At 59.0% G+C, this 17,118-nt stretch carries 14 protein-coding genes; 2 read left to right on the top strand and 12 right to left on the bottom strand.

Annotated elements, in window-relative coordinates:
- Nucleotides 1–7: 7 nt before the first annotated feature.
- From ACODR9_RS01405 to ACODR9_RS01355, 11 genes are all read right to left on the bottom strand, one after another.
- Nucleotides 8–448, bottom strand: coding sequence for a PaaI family thioesterase (locus ACODR9_RS01405; protein WP_488807216.1), 441 nt, complete (start codon nt 446–448; stop codon nt 8–10).
- Nucleotides 445–912: a PaaI family thioesterase gene (locus ACODR9_RS01400; RefSeq protein ID WP_488807215.1), complete on the bottom strand. Its 468-nt coding sequence runs from the start codon at nt 910–912 to the stop codon at nt 445–447. Before ACODR9_RS01400 ends, ACODR9_RS01405 begins: the two co-directional genes overlap by 4 nt.
- Nucleotides 909–3,605, bottom strand: a complete 2,697-nt coding sequence (gene gyrA / locus ACODR9_RS01395; RefSeq protein ID WP_488807214.1) for a DNA gyrase subunit A — start codon at nt 3,603–3,605, stop codon at nt 909–911. Before gyrA ends, ACODR9_RS01400 begins: the two co-directional genes overlap by 4 nt.
- A gap of 285 nt (nt 3,606–3,890) precedes the next feature.
- Nucleotides 3,891–4,703, bottom strand: coding sequence for a hypothetical protein (locus ACODR9_RS01390; protein WP_488807213.1), 813 nt, complete (start codon nt 4,701–4,703; stop codon nt 3,891–3,893).
- Entirely contained in the window at nt 4,700–5,563 is an 864-nt protein-coding gene (locus ACODR9_RS01385; RefSeq protein ID WP_488807212.1) for a YaiO family outer membrane beta-barrel protein, read from the bottom strand. Before ACODR9_RS01385 ends, ACODR9_RS01390 begins: the two co-directional genes overlap by 4 nt.
- A gap of 8 nt (nt 5,564–5,571) precedes the next feature.
- Nucleotides 5,572–7,437 carry a polysaccharide deacetylase family protein gene (locus tag ACODR9_RS01380; RefSeq protein WP_488807211.1) on the bottom strand — a complete coding sequence of 622 codons (1,866 nt, stop codon included), beginning with the start codon at nt 7,435–7,437 and terminating at the stop codon, nt 5,572–5,574.
- Between the two features lie 12 nt (nt 7,438–7,449).
- A complete protein-coding gene (locus tag ACODR9_RS01375; protein ID WP_488807210.1) occupies nt 7,450–8,421 on the bottom strand; it encodes a hypothetical protein in 972 nt (323 codons plus the stop codon).
- Nucleotides 8,399–9,430 (bottom strand): hypothetical protein, encoded by a 1,032-nt coding sequence (locus ACODR9_RS01370; RefSeq protein ID WP_488807209.1) that lies wholly within the window; start codon nt 9,428–9,430, stop codon nt 8,399–8,401. Before ACODR9_RS01370 ends, ACODR9_RS01375 begins: the two co-directional genes overlap by 23 nt.
- The gene (locus ACODR9_RS01365; protein WP_488807208.1) at nt 9,427–11,040 is read right to left on the bottom strand and encodes a glycosyltransferase family 2 protein; all 1,614 of its coding nucleotides are present in this window, start codon (nt 11,038–11,040) and stop codon (nt 9,427–9,429) included. Before ACODR9_RS01365 ends, ACODR9_RS01370 begins: the two co-directional genes overlap by 4 nt.
- Nucleotides 11,024–12,187 carry a non-hydrolyzing UDP-N-acetylglucosamine 2-epimerase gene (gene wecB, locus ACODR9_RS01360; protein WP_488807207.1) on the bottom strand — a complete coding sequence of 388 codons (1,164 nt, stop codon included), beginning with the start codon at nt 12,185–12,187 and terminating at the stop codon, nt 11,024–11,026. The genes ACODR9_RS01365 and wecB overlap by 17 nt, the downstream gene beginning before the upstream one ends.
- 535 nt (nt 12,188–12,722) lie before the next feature.
- Complete coding sequence (locus tag ACODR9_RS01355; protein ID WP_488807206.1) at nt 12,723–13,430, bottom strand: B3/B4 domain-containing protein; 708 nt, start codon at nt 13,428–13,430, stop codon at nt 12,723–12,725.
- Between the two features lie 43 nt (nt 13,431–13,473).
- On the opposite strand from ACODR9_RS01355, the gene ACODR9_RS01350 reads away from it, so the two are divergent.
- Nucleotides 13,474–14,079 (top strand): helix-turn-helix domain-containing protein, encoded by a 606-nt coding sequence (locus ACODR9_RS01350; RefSeq protein WP_488807205.1) that lies wholly within the window; start codon nt 13,474–13,476, stop codon nt 14,077–14,079.
- 117 nt (nt 14,080–14,196) lie between these two features.
- Nucleotides 14,197–15,825: a methyl-accepting chemotaxis protein gene (locus tag ACODR9_RS01345; RefSeq protein ID WP_488807204.1), complete on the top strand. Its 1,629-nt coding sequence runs from the start codon at nt 14,197–14,199 to the stop codon at nt 15,823–15,825.
- 67 nt (nt 15,826–15,892) lie between these two features.
- Here the strand turns inward: ACODR9_RS01345 and alaC are convergent, their stop codons facing one another.
- Nucleotides 15,893–17,086 (bottom strand): alanine transaminase, encoded by a 1,194-nt coding sequence (gene alaC / locus ACODR9_RS01340; protein ID WP_488807203.1) that lies wholly within the window; start codon nt 17,084–17,086, stop codon nt 15,893–15,895.
- Nucleotides 17,087–17,118 lie beyond the last annotated feature (32 nt).

Here is a 17,118-nt window from a genome sequence, read left to right as displayed (position 1 = left end):
GTGTGTGTCACTGCGTCAGCAGGAAGTGGGCCCGTGCCACGGCCACCGGCTTGCGGCGGTCCTCTTGCCAGGCCTCGATCAATACATGCGCCACGCGCTTGCCTTGCTTGGTGATTTCACAGCGGGCAAACAGCGTTTGCGACCGCCCAGAGCGCAGGTAATCCAGCGAAAAATCGACAATCTTGGGTGCTTCCAGCGATTCACGATGCCAGATCAGGTGCAGCAGCGCGGCATTTTCCAGAAAACCGCCAATCAGCCCGCCGTGCAGTGCCGGCAACGCTGTATTGCCGACATTTCTTTCGGCAAACGGTAGCTGGAACAGCAACTCGCCTGCTTCGTCTTCCCCCATTTCCACGCCCATCAGACGGGCATAGGGAATGGCGTCGATCAGGGCAGCGAAGTCTTTGGCATCGCGCAGCGCAGCCAGCTTCTCCATAAAATCACTCATGGCTTTGCCTCCTGCAGCATGGAGGCACGGCTGGATTCGCGCATGAAGGTGGCTACGCCGTGGGCGATGGGGTCGGCGGGGTCGTCGTGATAGCACACCGCACGGGTAAAGGCGATCTGACTGGCCAGGCGGTAACACTCCGCGCGGCAGTGGATGGCTTTACCTGGCGTGGCGGCCTTGAGGTAGTCGATGCGCAGGTCCAGCGTGGCGATGGTTTCAAAATCCGGCAGGCAGGCCGTTACCGATACGGCGCTGGTGGTATCCACCAGCGAGGTAATCACCCCGCCGTGGATGGTACCGCTGGCAGGGTTGCCGACCAGATCTTCCCGCCACTCCACCTTGAGCACCGGACACCGGCCCTCGGTGCCCAGATACTGGAAACCGAGGGTAGCGCAGTGCGGCAAGGAGACGAAGAGCGCACTCATCGTCTCCAGTACCTGCGGATTGGCAGCACTAGGCGTCATGCCTCGGCATCCCCTGCACTGGCAGAATCGGCAGCTGGTGCGGCGATATCTTCACCGCTGATCACTTCGCCATCGACAACTTCGACTTCCTCGTCGGACTCGCCTTCGGCTACTTTTTCCAGGCCAATCAGCTTCTCGCCTTCGTCCAGGTTGATCAGGCGCACGCCCTGAGCCGAACGGCCGGTTTCGCGCACTTCGGATACCTTGGTACGGATCAGTACGCCGCCGGTGGTGATCAGCATTACGTCGTCGCTGTCTTCCACCAGGCTGGCAGCCACCAGCTTGAGGCCGGTCTTGTCGGTCAGATCCATGGCAATCACGCCCTGGGTGCCACGGCTGGTATGACGGAACTCGCCGGTGCGGGTGCGTTTGCCATAGCCGCCATCGCTGGCGGTCAGCACTTGCTGCTCTTCCGAATTGGTGACCAGCAGCGAAATTACCTGCTGACCTTCGCCCAGCATCATGCCGCGTACGCCACCGGCGGTACGCCCCATGGCGCGGACATTGGCTTCGCTGAAACGCACGGCCTTGCCTGCATCGGAGAACAGCATGATCTGGTCGTTGCCGGAGGTCAGTGCCACGCCGATCAGGTTGTCGCCTTCATCCAGGCGCACGGCGATAATGCCGGCGGTACGCGGACGGGAGAAGGCTTCCAGCGGGGTTTTCTTCACGGTGCCATTGGCGGTACACATAAAGATGAACGGGCCCTTGGCCTTGAGGGCGGCGGCTTCGTCGTCCTCGATCTCGTCCTCAATCTCACCGTCGGTAAAGGCCTTGATCGGCAGCAGCGCATTGATCTTTTCGCCATCGGCCAGCGGCAGCACGTTTACCATTGGCTTGCCACGGCTGTTGCGACCGCCTTGCGGCAGGTTGTAGACCTTGATCCAGTAGCAACGACCCTTGCTGGAGAAGCACAGCACGTAGTCGTGGGTATTGGCTACAAACAGGGTGTCGATGAAATCGTCATCCTTGGTGGCGGCAGCTTGCTTGCCACGACCGCCACGGCGCTGCGAGCGGTAGTCATCAATCGGCTGGGTCTTGATGTAGCCGGTATGGGAGATGGTCACCACCATGTCTTGCGGGGTGATCAGGTCCTCGATGTTGATGTCACCACCGAACGGTTCAATCTCGGAACGACGCTCGTCGCCAAACTGGGTCTTGATGGCCAGCAGTTCGTCGCCGATGATCTGGTTGATGCGTTCCGGGCGTTCCAGAATGTCGATCAAATCCAGGATGATGGCCATGATGTCGCGGTATTCGCCGACGATCTTGTCTTGTTCCAGGCCGGTCAGGCGTTGCAGGCGCATTTCCAGGATGGCCTGGGCTTGCGCGTCGGACAGGCGGTAGCCATCAGCATGCAGACCAAACTCGACGTCCAAGCCGTCCGGGCGGGCCTTGCTCTGGTCCACGCGTGACAGCATTTCTTCCACCAGCTCGGAGCGCCATGGGCGTGCCATCAGCGCAATCTTGGCGGCTGGCGGGGTTTCCGAGGCTTTGATCAGCGCAATGATGTCGTCCACATTGGACAGCGCCACGGCCAGGCCTTCCAGGATATGGCCGCGCTCGCGCGCCTTGCGCAGTTCGTAGATGGTGCGGCGGGTGACGACTTCGCGACGGTGACGCAGGAATTCGTCGATGATCTGCTTCAGGTTCAACAGGCGCGGCTGGCCATCGACCAGTGCCACCATATTGATACCGAAGCTGTCTTGCAGCTGGGTGAGCTTGAACAAGTGGTTGAGCACCACTTCCGGCATTTCGCCGCGCTTGAGCTCGATTACCACGCGCATGCCGGACTTGTCCGACTCGTCGCGCAGGTCGGAAATGCCTTCGATCTGCTTGTCGCGCACCAGCTCGGCAATACGCTCCAGCAGGCGCGATTTGTTTACCTGGTACGGAATCTCGTCGACGATGATGGCCTGGCGGTCACCCTTGCCGATGTCTTCAAAGTGGGTGCGGGCGCGCATGATGACGCGGCCGCGACCGGTACGGTAGCCCTCTTTCACACCGGCAGTGCCGTAGATGATGCCTGCCGTCGGGAAGTCTGGTGCCGGAATGATGTCGATCAGCTCGTCGATGGTCAGTTCCGGATTGGCCAGCAGTGCCAGACAGGCGTCCACCACTTCCGTCAGGTTATGCGGCGGAATGTTGGTGGCCATGCCCACGGCAATGCCGGAGGAGCCATTGATCAGCAGGTTGGGGATTTTGGCCGGCAGGATCAGCGGTTCGTGCTCGGAGCCATCGTAGTTGGGCCCGAAATCCACGGTTTCCTTGTCGATATCCGCCAGCAGTTCATGCGCAATGCGCGCCATGCGGATTTCGGTATAACGCATGGCGGCGGCGCTGTCGCCATCCACCGAACCGAAGTTGCCCTGACCGTCCACCAGCGGGTAACGCAGGCTGAAGTCCTGCGCCATGCGCACGATGGTGTCGTACACCGCCGAGTCGCCGTGCGGGTGGTATTTACCGATGACATCGCCCACGATACGCGCGGATTTCTTGTATGCGCGGTTCCAGTCGTTGGAAAGCTCGTGCATGGCAAACAGCACGCGACGATGTACCGGTTTGAGGCCATCACGCACATCGGGAAGCGCCCGGCCCACAATCACGCTCATGGCGTAATCCAGGTAGGAACGGCGCATTTCCTCTTCGAGGCTGATTGGGATCGTTTCCTTGGCGAAAAGCTGATCTGTCATGGGTAAATGGCTATCTTTTCAGAAATCAAAAATAAGCTCGATTCTACCACGTCCACCCCGCCAGCGCATGCCTTGTCGCAGCAGGCCCGCCCGCTGCAATAGCCAGTTCACCAGTGCTGGCAGGCAGTGCCTGCTGCGTCAGGCACTTAGCTTGCAAAAGCACCTGCCACCGCACGCGCCAAGCAAGCGGGCAAATAGCCAGCCCGCCAGCAATAAAGCGCCTGACCATGCAAAACGGGCCGCCTGCCTGCGCAAGCGACCCGTCCAATCCCAACCTGCCATCACTCAGGATGATTGGTGCGAACTACCGAATTCCCAGCTCATGGCCCAGGCGTAGAAGGCAATCAGCATCATCACATTCAGCATCAGGCTGAACAGGATGAACAGCATGGGCATGAACATCAGCGAACCGTAGTGCATGACTACGGCAGCCAGAAAATAATGCAGCGGCGCTTCCAGCAGCAGATAGGCCATGGAAATGGCGGTCAGCAGAATTTTCTCGACAATGGGCTTATTGAGGATGTTGAAGGTGATGCTGTGTATCCACGGCACCAGAAAGGTAAGAATCAGCACCGTTTCCAGGCAGGTATGGTGATACTCCGGCAAGGAGTGCGCAAACCAGGCCGGGAAAAAAGCAAAGTACAGGCAGGCGCTGCCATGCACGATGACAATCAGCCGCAGCACATAGCGCAGCGGCGTGTTTTCCTTATTGACCAGAAAGGACAGCACAAACAGCAGCACGCAGGCCAGGCAGTTGAGCCACCACTGCCAGTAGCTTGGCACGGTGGCGGAAAGCTCCAGCCAAGGCAAGGCAATCAGCGGATGCAATGGCCAGCCGGCAATCACCTGACTGGATAAATCCGCCGGCACATTGCTTACACCGATGCTCCACGCCGTCAACCATTGCCAGAACTGCATCACCTGCGGCAAAAACTGCAGCAAGATCAGATCAAACAGTAACGGCAGGCCGATGATCTCCACCCAGCGCACCCGGGTGAAGCGCTCGGTACGCATGGCGCGGTGACTCTGGATGACACCACCGCCATAGCCGGTGGTGCGCATCGCATTGAGCAAGGCCAGACGTGGCTTCAGGCTCATGGCAGATCCCAAAATACCGCCATGGAACCACCGGAGCGCTGATAGTAGGTGCCATGGTAGTAATCCACCGTGGCATGCACGCCCCAGTGCGGGCCAACCCACTCCTTCCAGCCCAGGCTGTAATACTGGCTGTCAAACACCTGCTGGGTAGTGCTGTTACCAATCGGCATATAACCTTCACTGCCGGAGTTAACCGACAGGACGATCTGACGCCAGCGGTCGCGGCCATAGGTCACTGCACCGTAGCCCTGGGTGGAAGTCACGCTGCCCGGATTACTCAGGTTGCGGTGAATGCCGCCCTCCACAACCCACGGGCCGTCAAAGTAATAGACAAAGCCCAGGGTGTAGACCCGGTCGCTGTAACCTTGGCGATTGTCGTTGTAGGCAAAGCCGAACGTGGACACCAGATTGCGCTCAGGCAGCCATTTGCGGTTGATGGCTGCGCCGTAGTGCTTGTCTGCCCAGAACGTACCCGCACTACTCTTGCCAAACTCCAGACGGCCATACCAGTCCTGGTTGATGTCGTGATTCCAGCCGCCATTGAATGCGGTACCGGATTCACCGAAGCGGTGATCGTTCTGCACAATCCAGTCAAATACATTGGCAGTATCGGTTTGCCACACACCGGAAACAAAAGCGCTGTTCCAATCGCCGTTGCCACCGCTGACATGATGACCGCCACCGCCTACTTCAATACTGCGGCTCATGGCATAAGGCCCGGCCACTTCGGGTGCCGCCACTTCGGCAGCGGCCTCGTTGGCAACCGGGGCGGCTGCCGGGGCTGCATCTTCTGCTGCAGCGGCAGCGCTGCACAGTACGCTGGCAAGCATCAGTGCATAGTGTTTTTGTTTGAATTTCATTCTTCCCCTCACTGAGAATTGCCTGTTGGCGGTAAGTAATCGATTTGCAAATCCTTGCCGGAACGCGCGGTCACACGCCATCCCTGCGGTGTTTCTTCCAGGCGCGCATCGCCGGCAGTCAGCAAGGGCCGCCCTGTCACGCTATTTTTGGGCAGCAGCCAGCTTTGCCCGGCCAGCGACTGCGGGTTGTGCGCCTGGATACGGAAATGGCCGCCACTGGCTGCGCCCAGCGGGAGAATCTGCCAACTGGTCAGCTCCCGCTGCGACAGGAAACGCGCCAGGCCGGTCATGGTATACCAGCGAAATGTGCCACTGGCATGCAGGCTGGCGGTCTGTGCCAGCCAGCTGGCGGCAGCATTCTGATAGAAATACACACCCGGCGGATGGAAATACACCAGGCGCGCCTCGCCCTGGTCCACCACAAAACGGGTCATGGCCTGCAGCCAGGCCTGCATGCGCGGCTGACTGTAATCGTTGCGCACGCCTTCTTCAAAGGAAGCCACGCTGCCATCGGCCGATACCGGGAAAGACCATGGGCGGTCGTGCATATTGGCCGGATCGACATAAGAACGCGTAGGCCCCATCGACAGGTTGGCCACCTGGTAGTAGGCAATCACGCCATGCTTGCGCAGCCAGTCAGTCACCCAGGAGGGCTGATTGCCGTTTGGTGCCGAGTATTCGGTCAGCGGCTGGTGAATGACGTTTTCCAGATCCTGCTTGTTATGCTCCAGATAGGGCGTCCACTCCGCCGCATTGTGTTCGTTCACATTGAAGGCAAAGTAGTTGTGCGCCCAGCCGCCATGCGCGCCAATCTCGTTGCCCATGCCCTTGAGACGGCTGACCAGCGCCTGCGCCTTGGGATTGTTGGCCAGATCCATACCCAGATGATCGCCGGGGCGATTGGTGTCCGGGCCGGTTGTAAAGTGAATGGAGTACGGACCCTGCTTCAGGAAGCCAATTTTCTCCAGCATGTCGATATAAGGCAGCGCATTGGCCGCATCCACGTGCCAGTTCATCACCAGGCCGCCAATACCGTCCGGCACAGCAGAGAGCCGGGGCAGATGCAGCACCTGACGATTGAAGAAGGCAAGAAAGGAATGCAACCACAGGCCATCCGTACGCACGGCCAGATACGTCACGGGCAAATTGACAAACAGCACCTTGCCTTTGCCATAGTCGCGCAAACCGGCCAGCACCGAACCGTCGCGCCCTTCTGCCAGCAGCTTGCCGGGAAAGCGGCCACGGGTTTCAAAGTAGCTGAATGCCGCATTGTCATAGCCGTACGTCGTGGCCTGCAGCCAACCGCTGCCGCTGGCGGTGTAGGGCTGAAACCGACCGGGAGCAATGGCCAGATCCTGCAGCGTGGATGGTGGCACCAGCAGGGCATCGTTGTGGATCATGCCCTTGCCCCGCTCCTGAAACAGCAGGTATTCCACACCGACCAGGCGGGTCAGCTCGGCCCGTTCCAGAAAACGGCCTTCGGCATTTTCGGTGGCGGCATCGTAATTGAGCCACAGGGCACCGCCCTGGCGCACATACTCTTCCAGCACGCTACCCAGCGCCGGGCTGATATAACGATGAATACCGTCCGGCAGCACCACGCCACGAATCTGCGATCGCTGGGCGGCATCCAGATCGACAAAGTCGCTGGCACGCATCTGCGACATCAAAACGCCGCTTTCGGTGGCTGCATCCTGCCAGGCCAGTACATACTTTTGCGACGGCGCATTATCCGGCAGCAATAACACCATGCCCACGGCGGGGGGCGGCATATTGCGGCTACGCTGCCAATGCCAACCCAGGCTGACCAGCAAGGCCAGCACCACAATCACCACCAGCCAGACCCACTTGGGCCACTGCTGTACTTTCGTCAAACTGCCTACCCCTTATTTTGCAAGCGGACCGAAGCGTTGCTCCAGCCCCTGAAAAACGGCTTCTTCCAGCACATTCCAGCGCTGTCCATTACGCGATGGTGCAGCGCGCGTCATCCATTGCTGCGCCACGTCATCCCGCTTGTTTTTAATGGCTGCCACGGTCAGCAGGCCCCAGGCAAAATCCAGCACCTCGGCATCCTGCAACAGCCAAGGCAGCCCCTCACCCGCCAGCCAGTCGTCGTAGCTGCGCTGTCCACGCGGCACCGGCATACCGGCCATCTGCGGAAACAACTGCGCCGCAGTACGCGGATAGAATGCCGCTGCTGGCTCGCCGTGCGAAGCTGTACGCCACACCCGCCGCCGCGCATCCCAGAACACTTTGCCAACCGCAAGCTCCAGCTGACGGGCCAACCCGCAGCTCTTGCCGCCATGCTGGCAATCGTCGCGCAGCGCTTCGTATACCTCGGCGTTGTCCATCAGATAGCCCACATCCGCACCACGCGCATAGTGGTAAATACCGCTGGGCCGAACACGCAGCCGCAGCAAATCGGCCCGCGCCTGCAGCAGCGATTGCTGCAGTTCTGGCGACATGCTGGCACTGTCGCCATATACGCGGTACAGCAGCGACATCCACAAAGCCAGCGTGGAGTCGTCCGCATCGGCATTGGCCATGCGCTTCCAGCCACCACCAGGCTGTGCAACAAAGCGTGGAAAGCTGCCAGCCGCTTCCCGCCGTGGCAGCAGCCAGGCAATCCAGGCCTCGGCAGCCGGCTTGACCGGCAAGCCCAGCCCATCCGCCACCAGCAAGGCCTTCATGGCAAAGTACGGATCAACCAGATCGCCATCCGCCTGCAAGCGGATTGCCCCATCTGCCGACTGGTAGCCATGCAGGTCGATGGCCTCACGCGCCATGCCGCAGCCCGCCCACAGCGCCAGCAACAGGCCAGTCAGCCAATGCCATTTACGCCCCGCTGGCACGCTCATGCCGAATGGCTCCACGCGAGCGCGCCCACACCGTGCCATGCATCAGCATGGGCAATTTGAGACGAATAGAGCTGGAAGACACACTAATCGGACGATCGACACTGCCCAGCACGCAGCGGCTGCCGATATAGACAAAGCGCTCCGCCACCACGGGCCCCAGCAACACGCAGTCGCTCAGGCAGGAAACCGACATATCGGACACCATCGCGCCTTCCACGGTCACCCCATTGCCTGCATGCACGTTGCCACTGGCTTTGACACTGCCCTGGATGTAGCAGCCGTGGCCAATCTTGAGCGTGCCATGCACCACCAGGTGGCCGCTGACCATGCTGTGATCTGGCAGGGAAAGATTTCCCTCCACCACTACACGCTGGATGTCGTCATTGAAAAACACCGTGTGCTCCAGTTGCAGGATGTCAAAGACACGGTACGGCCCCATGGCCGACATCTGCCGCCACGGCTTGCCCATGCGAATGGTTGCGGCCTGAATGCGCTGAAAGCTGGCCGGGCCGGTAAAGCACATTTCCTGCTGAGCCACCATGCGACCGAACAGGGTGGCATTACGGCCAATCAGCATATTGCGGGCACTGGCCCAGCGCACCACGGAGTTCTGCTCACCCAGCACCAGATCACCTTCCGCCAGGATGCTGCGCAGAATCACGCCCCTTCTGGTTTCCACATCACCCGCGCAGTAAACCTCTTTCAGGCAGCTGAAATCAGCCGGGATAGCCAGCCCGGCAGTGGCCAGAACTTCTTCCTCTATATTTTTTTCCAGCAGCGGGCTCCACGCTGACAGGCGTGAATTCCAGTAATCCTGTAATTGATTCAGCAAACCATGGCTTTCCAAGTACTTGCGATAATTCTCGGCAAAAACATTGGAAGAGCCGGTATGCAGCCGATTGATACCCAGCGAGGTAACGTCGGTTTTGCGCACCATCTCCAGCAAGGCAGGCAACAATGGCAGCAGCATCAGCGACAACACGCCAATCACGAATATCAACAGCATCATTTAGCCTGCCCCCGGTAACGCTTGGTCTTGTCCCAGTGCAGGTTTTGCGTCTTGCGGAAGGGTTCGATAATGAACTGCAGAATGGTGGCATGCGAGATGGTCACCAGGCTGACAATGAAACCAAAGATGGAAAACGGCAGAATGCGCAGCCGGTTACCACTGCCATCCAGATAGCAGGCGGTGCCGATTTCAAAGAAGGCAGCAAAATTACCCATGGCGCTGTAACACACCAAGCCCAGGATCAGAAAGAAACCCGGAGACGGCAGCACGCTGTCGAAGTAGAACAGGATCAGGGTAATCAGCCAGCCCACCAGCAAAAACGGTGACATGGCATAGGTACCCAGCAATAGCAGGCCATCTGATTTTTCGCGAAACGGCACGCCCTTGGTACGTAGCAGCCTGCCCACATGGCGCGCCAGCGCCTGATTGTGGCCGCGCGTCCAGCGCATCAGCTGGCGGATACGCACCGGCCAGCTTTCCGGCACTTCTTCATAGCACTCGGAACGGTTGGTATACGCTGTCAGCCAGCCGCCGATCAGCAGCCGGTAGGTCAGGTCGGTATCCTCGGCCAGCACGTCATCATGCCAGCCACCCACGCTTTCCAGCGCAGCTACGCGGATGCCACCCACGGTGCCACCATATTGCGGCACCAGTTTCATGTTCATCCGGGCTTGCTGATCCACCTGATAGCCCCCTGCCCGCTCCATATCCAGCATGCGGGTAAGCATGTTGGCACCCGCATTCAAGGGCACCACGCGCCCCATCACCGCCCCTACTTCCGGGTCGAAGAACGGTGCCACCAGCTGCTTGAGCAAGCCTCGCCCCGGTACATAATCGGCATCGAATACGATGAAGATATCGGTATCGATCATGGCCGTGGCATCTTTCAGCGCTGCCGCCTTGCCTGGTTTGCCTTCGCTGCGATGGAAAGGCCGGATGATATCGGGCCGTCGGGCGGCAATCTGGTCGATGATTTCCCGCGTACCGTCACTGGATCGGTCGTTGACCGGCATGATGACCATGCGTCCGTCCGGATAGTCGGACTCCAGCAAGGCCTCCATCGCATCGGCAATCACGGCTTCTTCGTTGTGAGCGGCAATGAATACGGTGACGCGCGGCCACTCGGCAGTCTCAATATCCAGATAGGGATGGCGCTGCTTGCCAAACAATCGGTTCAGGGTAAACGCCATGTGACGCACGGCATACACCATGATGAAGGCCACAATCACGTACAGGATGATGGCCAGCACACGCAGGAACCACAGCGCGGGTGCTGACTGTTGCGAACGGTGCGGCGGATCATCCAGTTGGTTGGTGCTGCTGCGCGACTCCTCAATCTGCTGGCGGATGACTGCCTGCGTCTGGCGCAGGGCCGCCTCGCTGGCCGCCCCTTTGAGGTGCACGGACGGGCCTCGACGTGCCTGCCCCGCAGCAACACTGGCCTGCGGCGGCAAATCAGCCTTGTCATCAATTGGCAGTGCCGCCAGTGCCGCCTGCGACTGATTGGCTGCCGACTTGGCCGCCAGCACATGGCCAGCCCCCCCCAGCATCAACAGCACACTCAGCAACCCGGCTTTGACTGCACGACAACCATCAAACCGCAGCAACAAGGGATGCCTCCGTCGCCATCTCACGCTGCAATTGCGGTAGCGACGCCAGAATGCTGGCAATGCGCAGGCCAGCCGAACCATCACCATACGGACTGTGCGCCTGCGACATACTGGCGTACACCATGGCATCGTCCAGCAGTTCGCTGGCGCAACGCACAATGTTTTCCGCCTCGGTACCCACCAGTCGCGCCACGCCAGCAGCCAGTGCTTCCGGCCGCTCGGTGGTATCACGCGTCACCAGTACTGGCTTGCCCAGCGCCGGGGCTTCCTCCTGGATACCTCCCGAGTCGGTGATGATCAGGTGGCAACGGTTCATCAGATAGACAAAAGGCAGGTATTCCTGCGGTTCGATCAGATGAATGTTGGAAACGCGGGACAGCAGTTCAAATACCGGCTTGCGGACATTGGGATTCAGATGCACCGGATAGACGATATCCACATCGGGGTAGCGCTGGGCCAGTTTCAGCAGGCCATTGCAGAAGCTGGCAAATTTATCGCCAAAATTTTCGCGCCGATGGCCGGTCACCAGAATCATGCGCGCACCCGGACGGATAACGGAGAAGGCTTGCTCCATGTCGGCGCGCAGGCTGGCGTTTTTCTCCAGCTTGTCCACGGCCAGCAACAGGGTATCCACCACGCTGTTACCGGTAATGAAGATGCGGGAAGGATCGATTTTTTCGGCTTGCAGATTGCGGCTGGACTCTTCAGTCGGTGCAAAGTACCAGCTGGTCAGCGTGTCCGTTACCCGGCGGTTCATTTCTTCCGGCCACGGCGAGTAAAGATCGCCGGTACGCAGGCCAGCCTCAACATGGCCGATGGGAACCTTGCGGTAGAATGCCGCCAGACTTGCTCCCAGCGTGGTGGCGGTATCGCCATGCACCAGTATCACGTCCGGCTTTTCCTGCTCCAGCACCTTGTCGATCCCCTCGATCAACCGTGCGGTCAGCGATGCCAGGCTTTGTCCCTGCTGCATCAGTTGCAGATCAAAATCCGGTTCCACCTCAAAGAAATCCAGAACCTGATCCAGCATTTCCCGGTGCTGGCCGGTTACGCATACCCGCGATTCAATATTGGGGAAACGCGCCAACGCCTGAATTACCGGCACCATTTTCACGGCCTCCGGCCGTGTCCCGAACACAGTCAACACCTTGATCACATCACTACCCCGTTTGCATGATTCTTTGTCTGCCCAAGTTGTGCACGTTTATTTTTACTGATGTGCACAAACTGCCTGCCCGGTTGCATACAGTCTTTTTAAGCCTGTTTTTCTGCATGCCGATTATCATTTTTTCTCTACCGCCCTCCAGCAAACCACCTTGTAACAGCAAGGCATCGCAGCCGGAGTTCGGCATGAATTTTTCGCTATTTTATTCGCACAATGTTTATTTTTCTAAATAAAAATAAACATCATTTTTTTGTTTAAAAATAACGATTTATTTTAAATTTATCAGAACAAGTGCCCAGTAAAATAAAGCACCATTACTTTACCTGATGACATCTAGATTTACAACACTACTCAACATCATTTTAAACATTACCATGCACAATGAGAAAAAAAGGGGCTAGCGCCCCTTTCACTTCCAAACCACCTTCAACGTGACATCATGCCGCCCTCACTGCCCACACCCCTGACTGAACAAGGCCAGCGACAGCGCGCCCGCAGCAAGGGACACGGAGCAACATCATGCAGCTTCGCCTGGCACCGGACACTCCAGCAGGCGCAAGTCCACCAGCGCACCCGGCATCATCTGCAGCAAACCATCTTGCATGGCAAGACCGGCTTCCTGCAGTGCTGACAGCGGCATGGCCGGCAAGCTCTCCAGAATGAACCACATGCGGCTGGCGCTGGCATCCAGCCGGGTACGCACCCCCTGGCGCCAATTCCAGCGCCGGCAAGTGACACCAATATCATCACACCACACCACCTCACCCGTTTCCGGCGGCTCATTCACTGCAACGCCCTGCTTCAGGGTATCGAAGGCCTCACTGCCATCGGCCAAGATCAGCCTTGGCGCTCCGACATAGGCGGCAAAATTTTCCCCGCCAACCGGCACGGCATAGCGCAGGCTGATGGCATTGTATAAATCCACCAGCGGATCGATGGCATCCATGCTGCCATCCCGCAGCACACGCTTGCGCAAGGCTTCTGCCGAGCAGGGAGTGCGTTGTGGCTTGGCGCCAAAAGCGCGGAACACGTCCGCCCAGGCTGCCAGATGGTCCTCGGCCCAGTACGGCTCCCCGGCCTGCACCTGGCGGCAGGCATCTTCCAACATGGCGGATGCAACTTCGGGTCGTGTAATGGCAGCAGCCTCCACGCTGAGACTCAGCGCTCTGAAACCTGGTGCAAGTGTGGCAATGGCAGGATGAATTGACGGCTGAACGAGGAACATTGCAGAATCCTATATTGACTGTTTTATCCCATGATAGTGACCAATGACCAATAAAGTCAATATAATGACCGACAATGGTGCCGACGTGCAGCAAGTCAGTGCTGCGGTGGCAACACAGCTGAAGCAACACCGCAAGGACAAAAAACTGTCACTGGACGAAGTTTCCCGTCGCTCCGGCGTCAGCAAGGGCATGCTGGTGGAAATTGAAAAAGGCAGCGCCAACCCCAGCATCGCCATCCTGTGCAAGCTGGCGGCCACGCTGGGGGTATCGGTGGCTGATATTGTCAATGTCGCCAAAACCCCAGCCGTCCATCTGATCAGGCCAGATGACATTCCCGTGCTGTGGCACGGCCCGGCAGGCGGCAGCGCACGACTGCTGGCCGGGAGCAGCGGCCCGGACATGGTGGAGCTGTGGCGCTGGGAAATGCAGCCGGGCGAGCTGTTTGCATCACCCGGCCACGGTGCGGGTACGGTGGAGCTGTTTCATGTGGAAGAAGGCGAACTGACACTCAAGGTGGGCCAGCAGGAGCTGCAGATTCCCGCTGGCAGCGCGGCGGTGGCCAGCACGGCCGAGCCGCACCATTATGCCAACCGCACCTCGGCACGGGTGGTATTCAGCATGACAGTGGCGGAACCCGGCCAGCACTAGCCCATCCCCTTCTTGGCATTCCACTGCAATATTTGCATGGCTGATAGCAGGAAAATATCCTTTACTAGTATTTAGAGCAGTAGACGGATATAACAATTAATCGGCGGAGCCGCAGCCATGCATTTTTTCGACAACATCAGCCTTACCAAAAAATTCCTTATCAACTTCCTGCTTAGCGGAGGCGTGCTGATAGCCGCCATCCTGTTCTGTATCTGGCAAATCAAGTCTGTGGGCAGCGAAACCCGTGAAATTGCCCAAAACTGGCTCCCCTCGGTGCAATCTGTCGGTGAAATCAGCCAGCTGCGCCTGCGTTACCGGGTGCGCAGCCTGGAATACATGCTGCCCAACACGCCTGCCGAACGCAGCAAGATTGAAAATTCGATGTCTGATCTGGACAGGCAACTACAGGGCGCATTCAAGCACTATGAATCACAGCTAAGCTCTGACGAAGAAAAGGCCGCCTACCAGCAGGCATTGGCTGCCGCCGCAGCCTACCGTGACACAGTGGGAATGGCTGTCAATCTCATGAAGGCCGGCAAGGAAGATGAAGCCCAGGTATTGCGCAAGGGTGAATGGGTGAAAAAAGCCAATGCCCTGCGCGACCTCACCGACTCGCTGATCAAGCTCAATGCCGATGGCGCAAGCAAGGCTGCCGAACGGGCAGATCATAGCGTGCAGGCTGGCGTGGCTGGCGGCACCGTGGCATTGATTGCCGGGGTTATCCTGTCGCTGGCGCTGTCGCTGATTGTGGCGCGGCGCATTGCCAGCCGGCTGGATAACACGGTAGAAGCTGCCCGCCGCATTGCCAGCGGTGATTTGCGCGGTTCGCTGCCGCCGTCCAGCCAGGATGAGGTGGGCAAGCTGATTGTCGCCATGGGCAATATGCAATCCGCCCTGCGTGAAGCCATGCAGGATTCACGCCGCAATGCGGAAGTCCTGCTGGAATCCTCGCGCCAGCTCAACCGTTCGGTGCAGCAGATGGAGCAGTCGGCCAGCATGCAGAGCGAAGCGGCATCGGCCATTGCGGCCAATGCCGAGCAACTGACGGTATCCATCAACCATGTTGCTGATGGCACGGCAGAGGCAGCCAGCCTGAGCGCATCGTCCGACCAGCAAGCGGCCAATGGCCTCAGTTCGCTGCGCTCGCTGGCCGGGCAGATCAATGACATCTCGCAAGTGGTTGGGGCCGCTGCCGAACGCATTGCCCGCCTGCAAACCGAATCGGCGCAAATTTCCACCATTGTGGCTGTCATCAAGGACATTGCCGACCAAACCAATCTACTGGCGCTCAATGCCGCCATCGAGGCCGCACGGGCTGGCGAGCAGGGGCGTGGCTTTGCTGTGGTTGCCGACGAAGTGCGCAAGCTGTCGGAGCGCACCGCCCAGTCCACCAATGAAATCGTCAAGATGGTGGCTTCCATCCAGCAATCCACCATAGAAGTGGTCAATGGCGTTGATCAGGGGGTGGCGCTGGTGACCTCCAGCGTAAGCAATGCCAATGCCGCCGGGGACACTGTCGCCACCCTGCGCGACAGTGCGCAGCATGTTGCCGGCATCGTGGATGAACTGAATACCGCACTGCGCGAGCAGGCATCTGCGGCAACCGAAGTCGCCCAGAAAATCGAAACCATCGTGCAACATGCCGAAGAAGCCAGCGCTACCGCGCACAACACCGCAGAGTCTGCCGATGCGGTGGAACGCATTGCCGTGGACATGGAAAAGCTGGTTGCCCGCTTTCAGGTGTAACCAGGCACAAAAAACGGCCACGCCTTGCCGCGTGGCCGTTTTGCATTCAAACACAGGCAATACCTGTTTACTGTTCCTTGAACATCAGCTTGATGCCACGCAAGGCCTGGCGGATACGCGCTTCGTTCTCGATCAACGCAAAGCGCACGTATTCATCGCCCTGGTCACCAAAACCGATGCCCGGCGAGACGCACACCTTGGCCTTTTCCAGCATCAGACGGGCAAACTCCAGCGAACCCAGTTCGCGCCACTGTTCCGGGATGCGCGCCCAGATATACATGGAAGCCTTGGGGCATTCTACTTCCCAGCCGATTTCATTCAGCCCCTTTACCAGCACGTCGCGGCGCTGCTGGTATTTGGCGGCGATGTCGCGCACGCATTGCTGATCGCCTTCCAGTGCAGCAATGGCAGCCACTTGCAGCGGGGTGAAGGTGCCGTAATCGTGGTAGCTCTTCATGCGTGCCAGCGCGGCCACCAGGTCCGGGTTGCCCACCATGAAACCGATGCGCCAGCCCGCCATATTGTAGCTTTTGCTGAGGGTGAAAAACTCGACGGCAATATCCTTGGCACCCGGCACCTGCATGATGGACGGTGCTTTCCAGCCATCAAACACAATGTCGGCATAAGCCAGGTCATGCACCACGAAGATGTCGTGCTTCTTGGCCAGCGCAATCACTTTTTCGAAGAAATCCAGCTCCACGCACTGCGCAGTGGGATTCGACGGAAAACCCAACACCATCATTTTGGGTTTGGGATAGCTGCCACGGATGGCCTTTTCCAGCTCGGCGAAAAAATCGATGCCCGGCACCAGCGGCACCGAACGGATTTGCGCCCCGGCAATCACCGCGCCGTAAATGTGAATGGGATAACTCGGGTCTGGCACCAGCACGGTATCGCCGCCATCCAGCGTGGCCAGCATCAGGTGGGCCAGGCCCTCCTTGGAGCCGATGGTGACAATCGCCTCGCTATTCGGGTCGATATCCACCTGGTAGCGATCCTTATACCAGCGGGAAATCGCGCGGCGCAGGCGCGGAATGCCCTTGGACGCGGAATAACCGTGGGTATCGGGCCGCTGCGACACTTCGTTGAGCTTGGCCACGATATGCGGCGGGGTGGCACCATCGGGGTTACCCATGCTCAGGTCGATGATGTCCTCGCCGCGCTGTCTGGCGGCCAGTTTCAGTTCGGCGGTGATATTGAAAACGTAAGGAGGGAGACGATCGATGCGCGCAAAGCGGCGCTTGCCTGCAGAGGAAGCCATGTGAACCTTTCACGTAAGCGCCCGGATCCGTC

It is taken from the genome of Aquitalea sp. FG25 (assembly GCF_057809375.1).
Note: the sequence above shows the minus strand (reverse complement) of the source record. Positions and strands in the feature narration are given on the sequence as shown.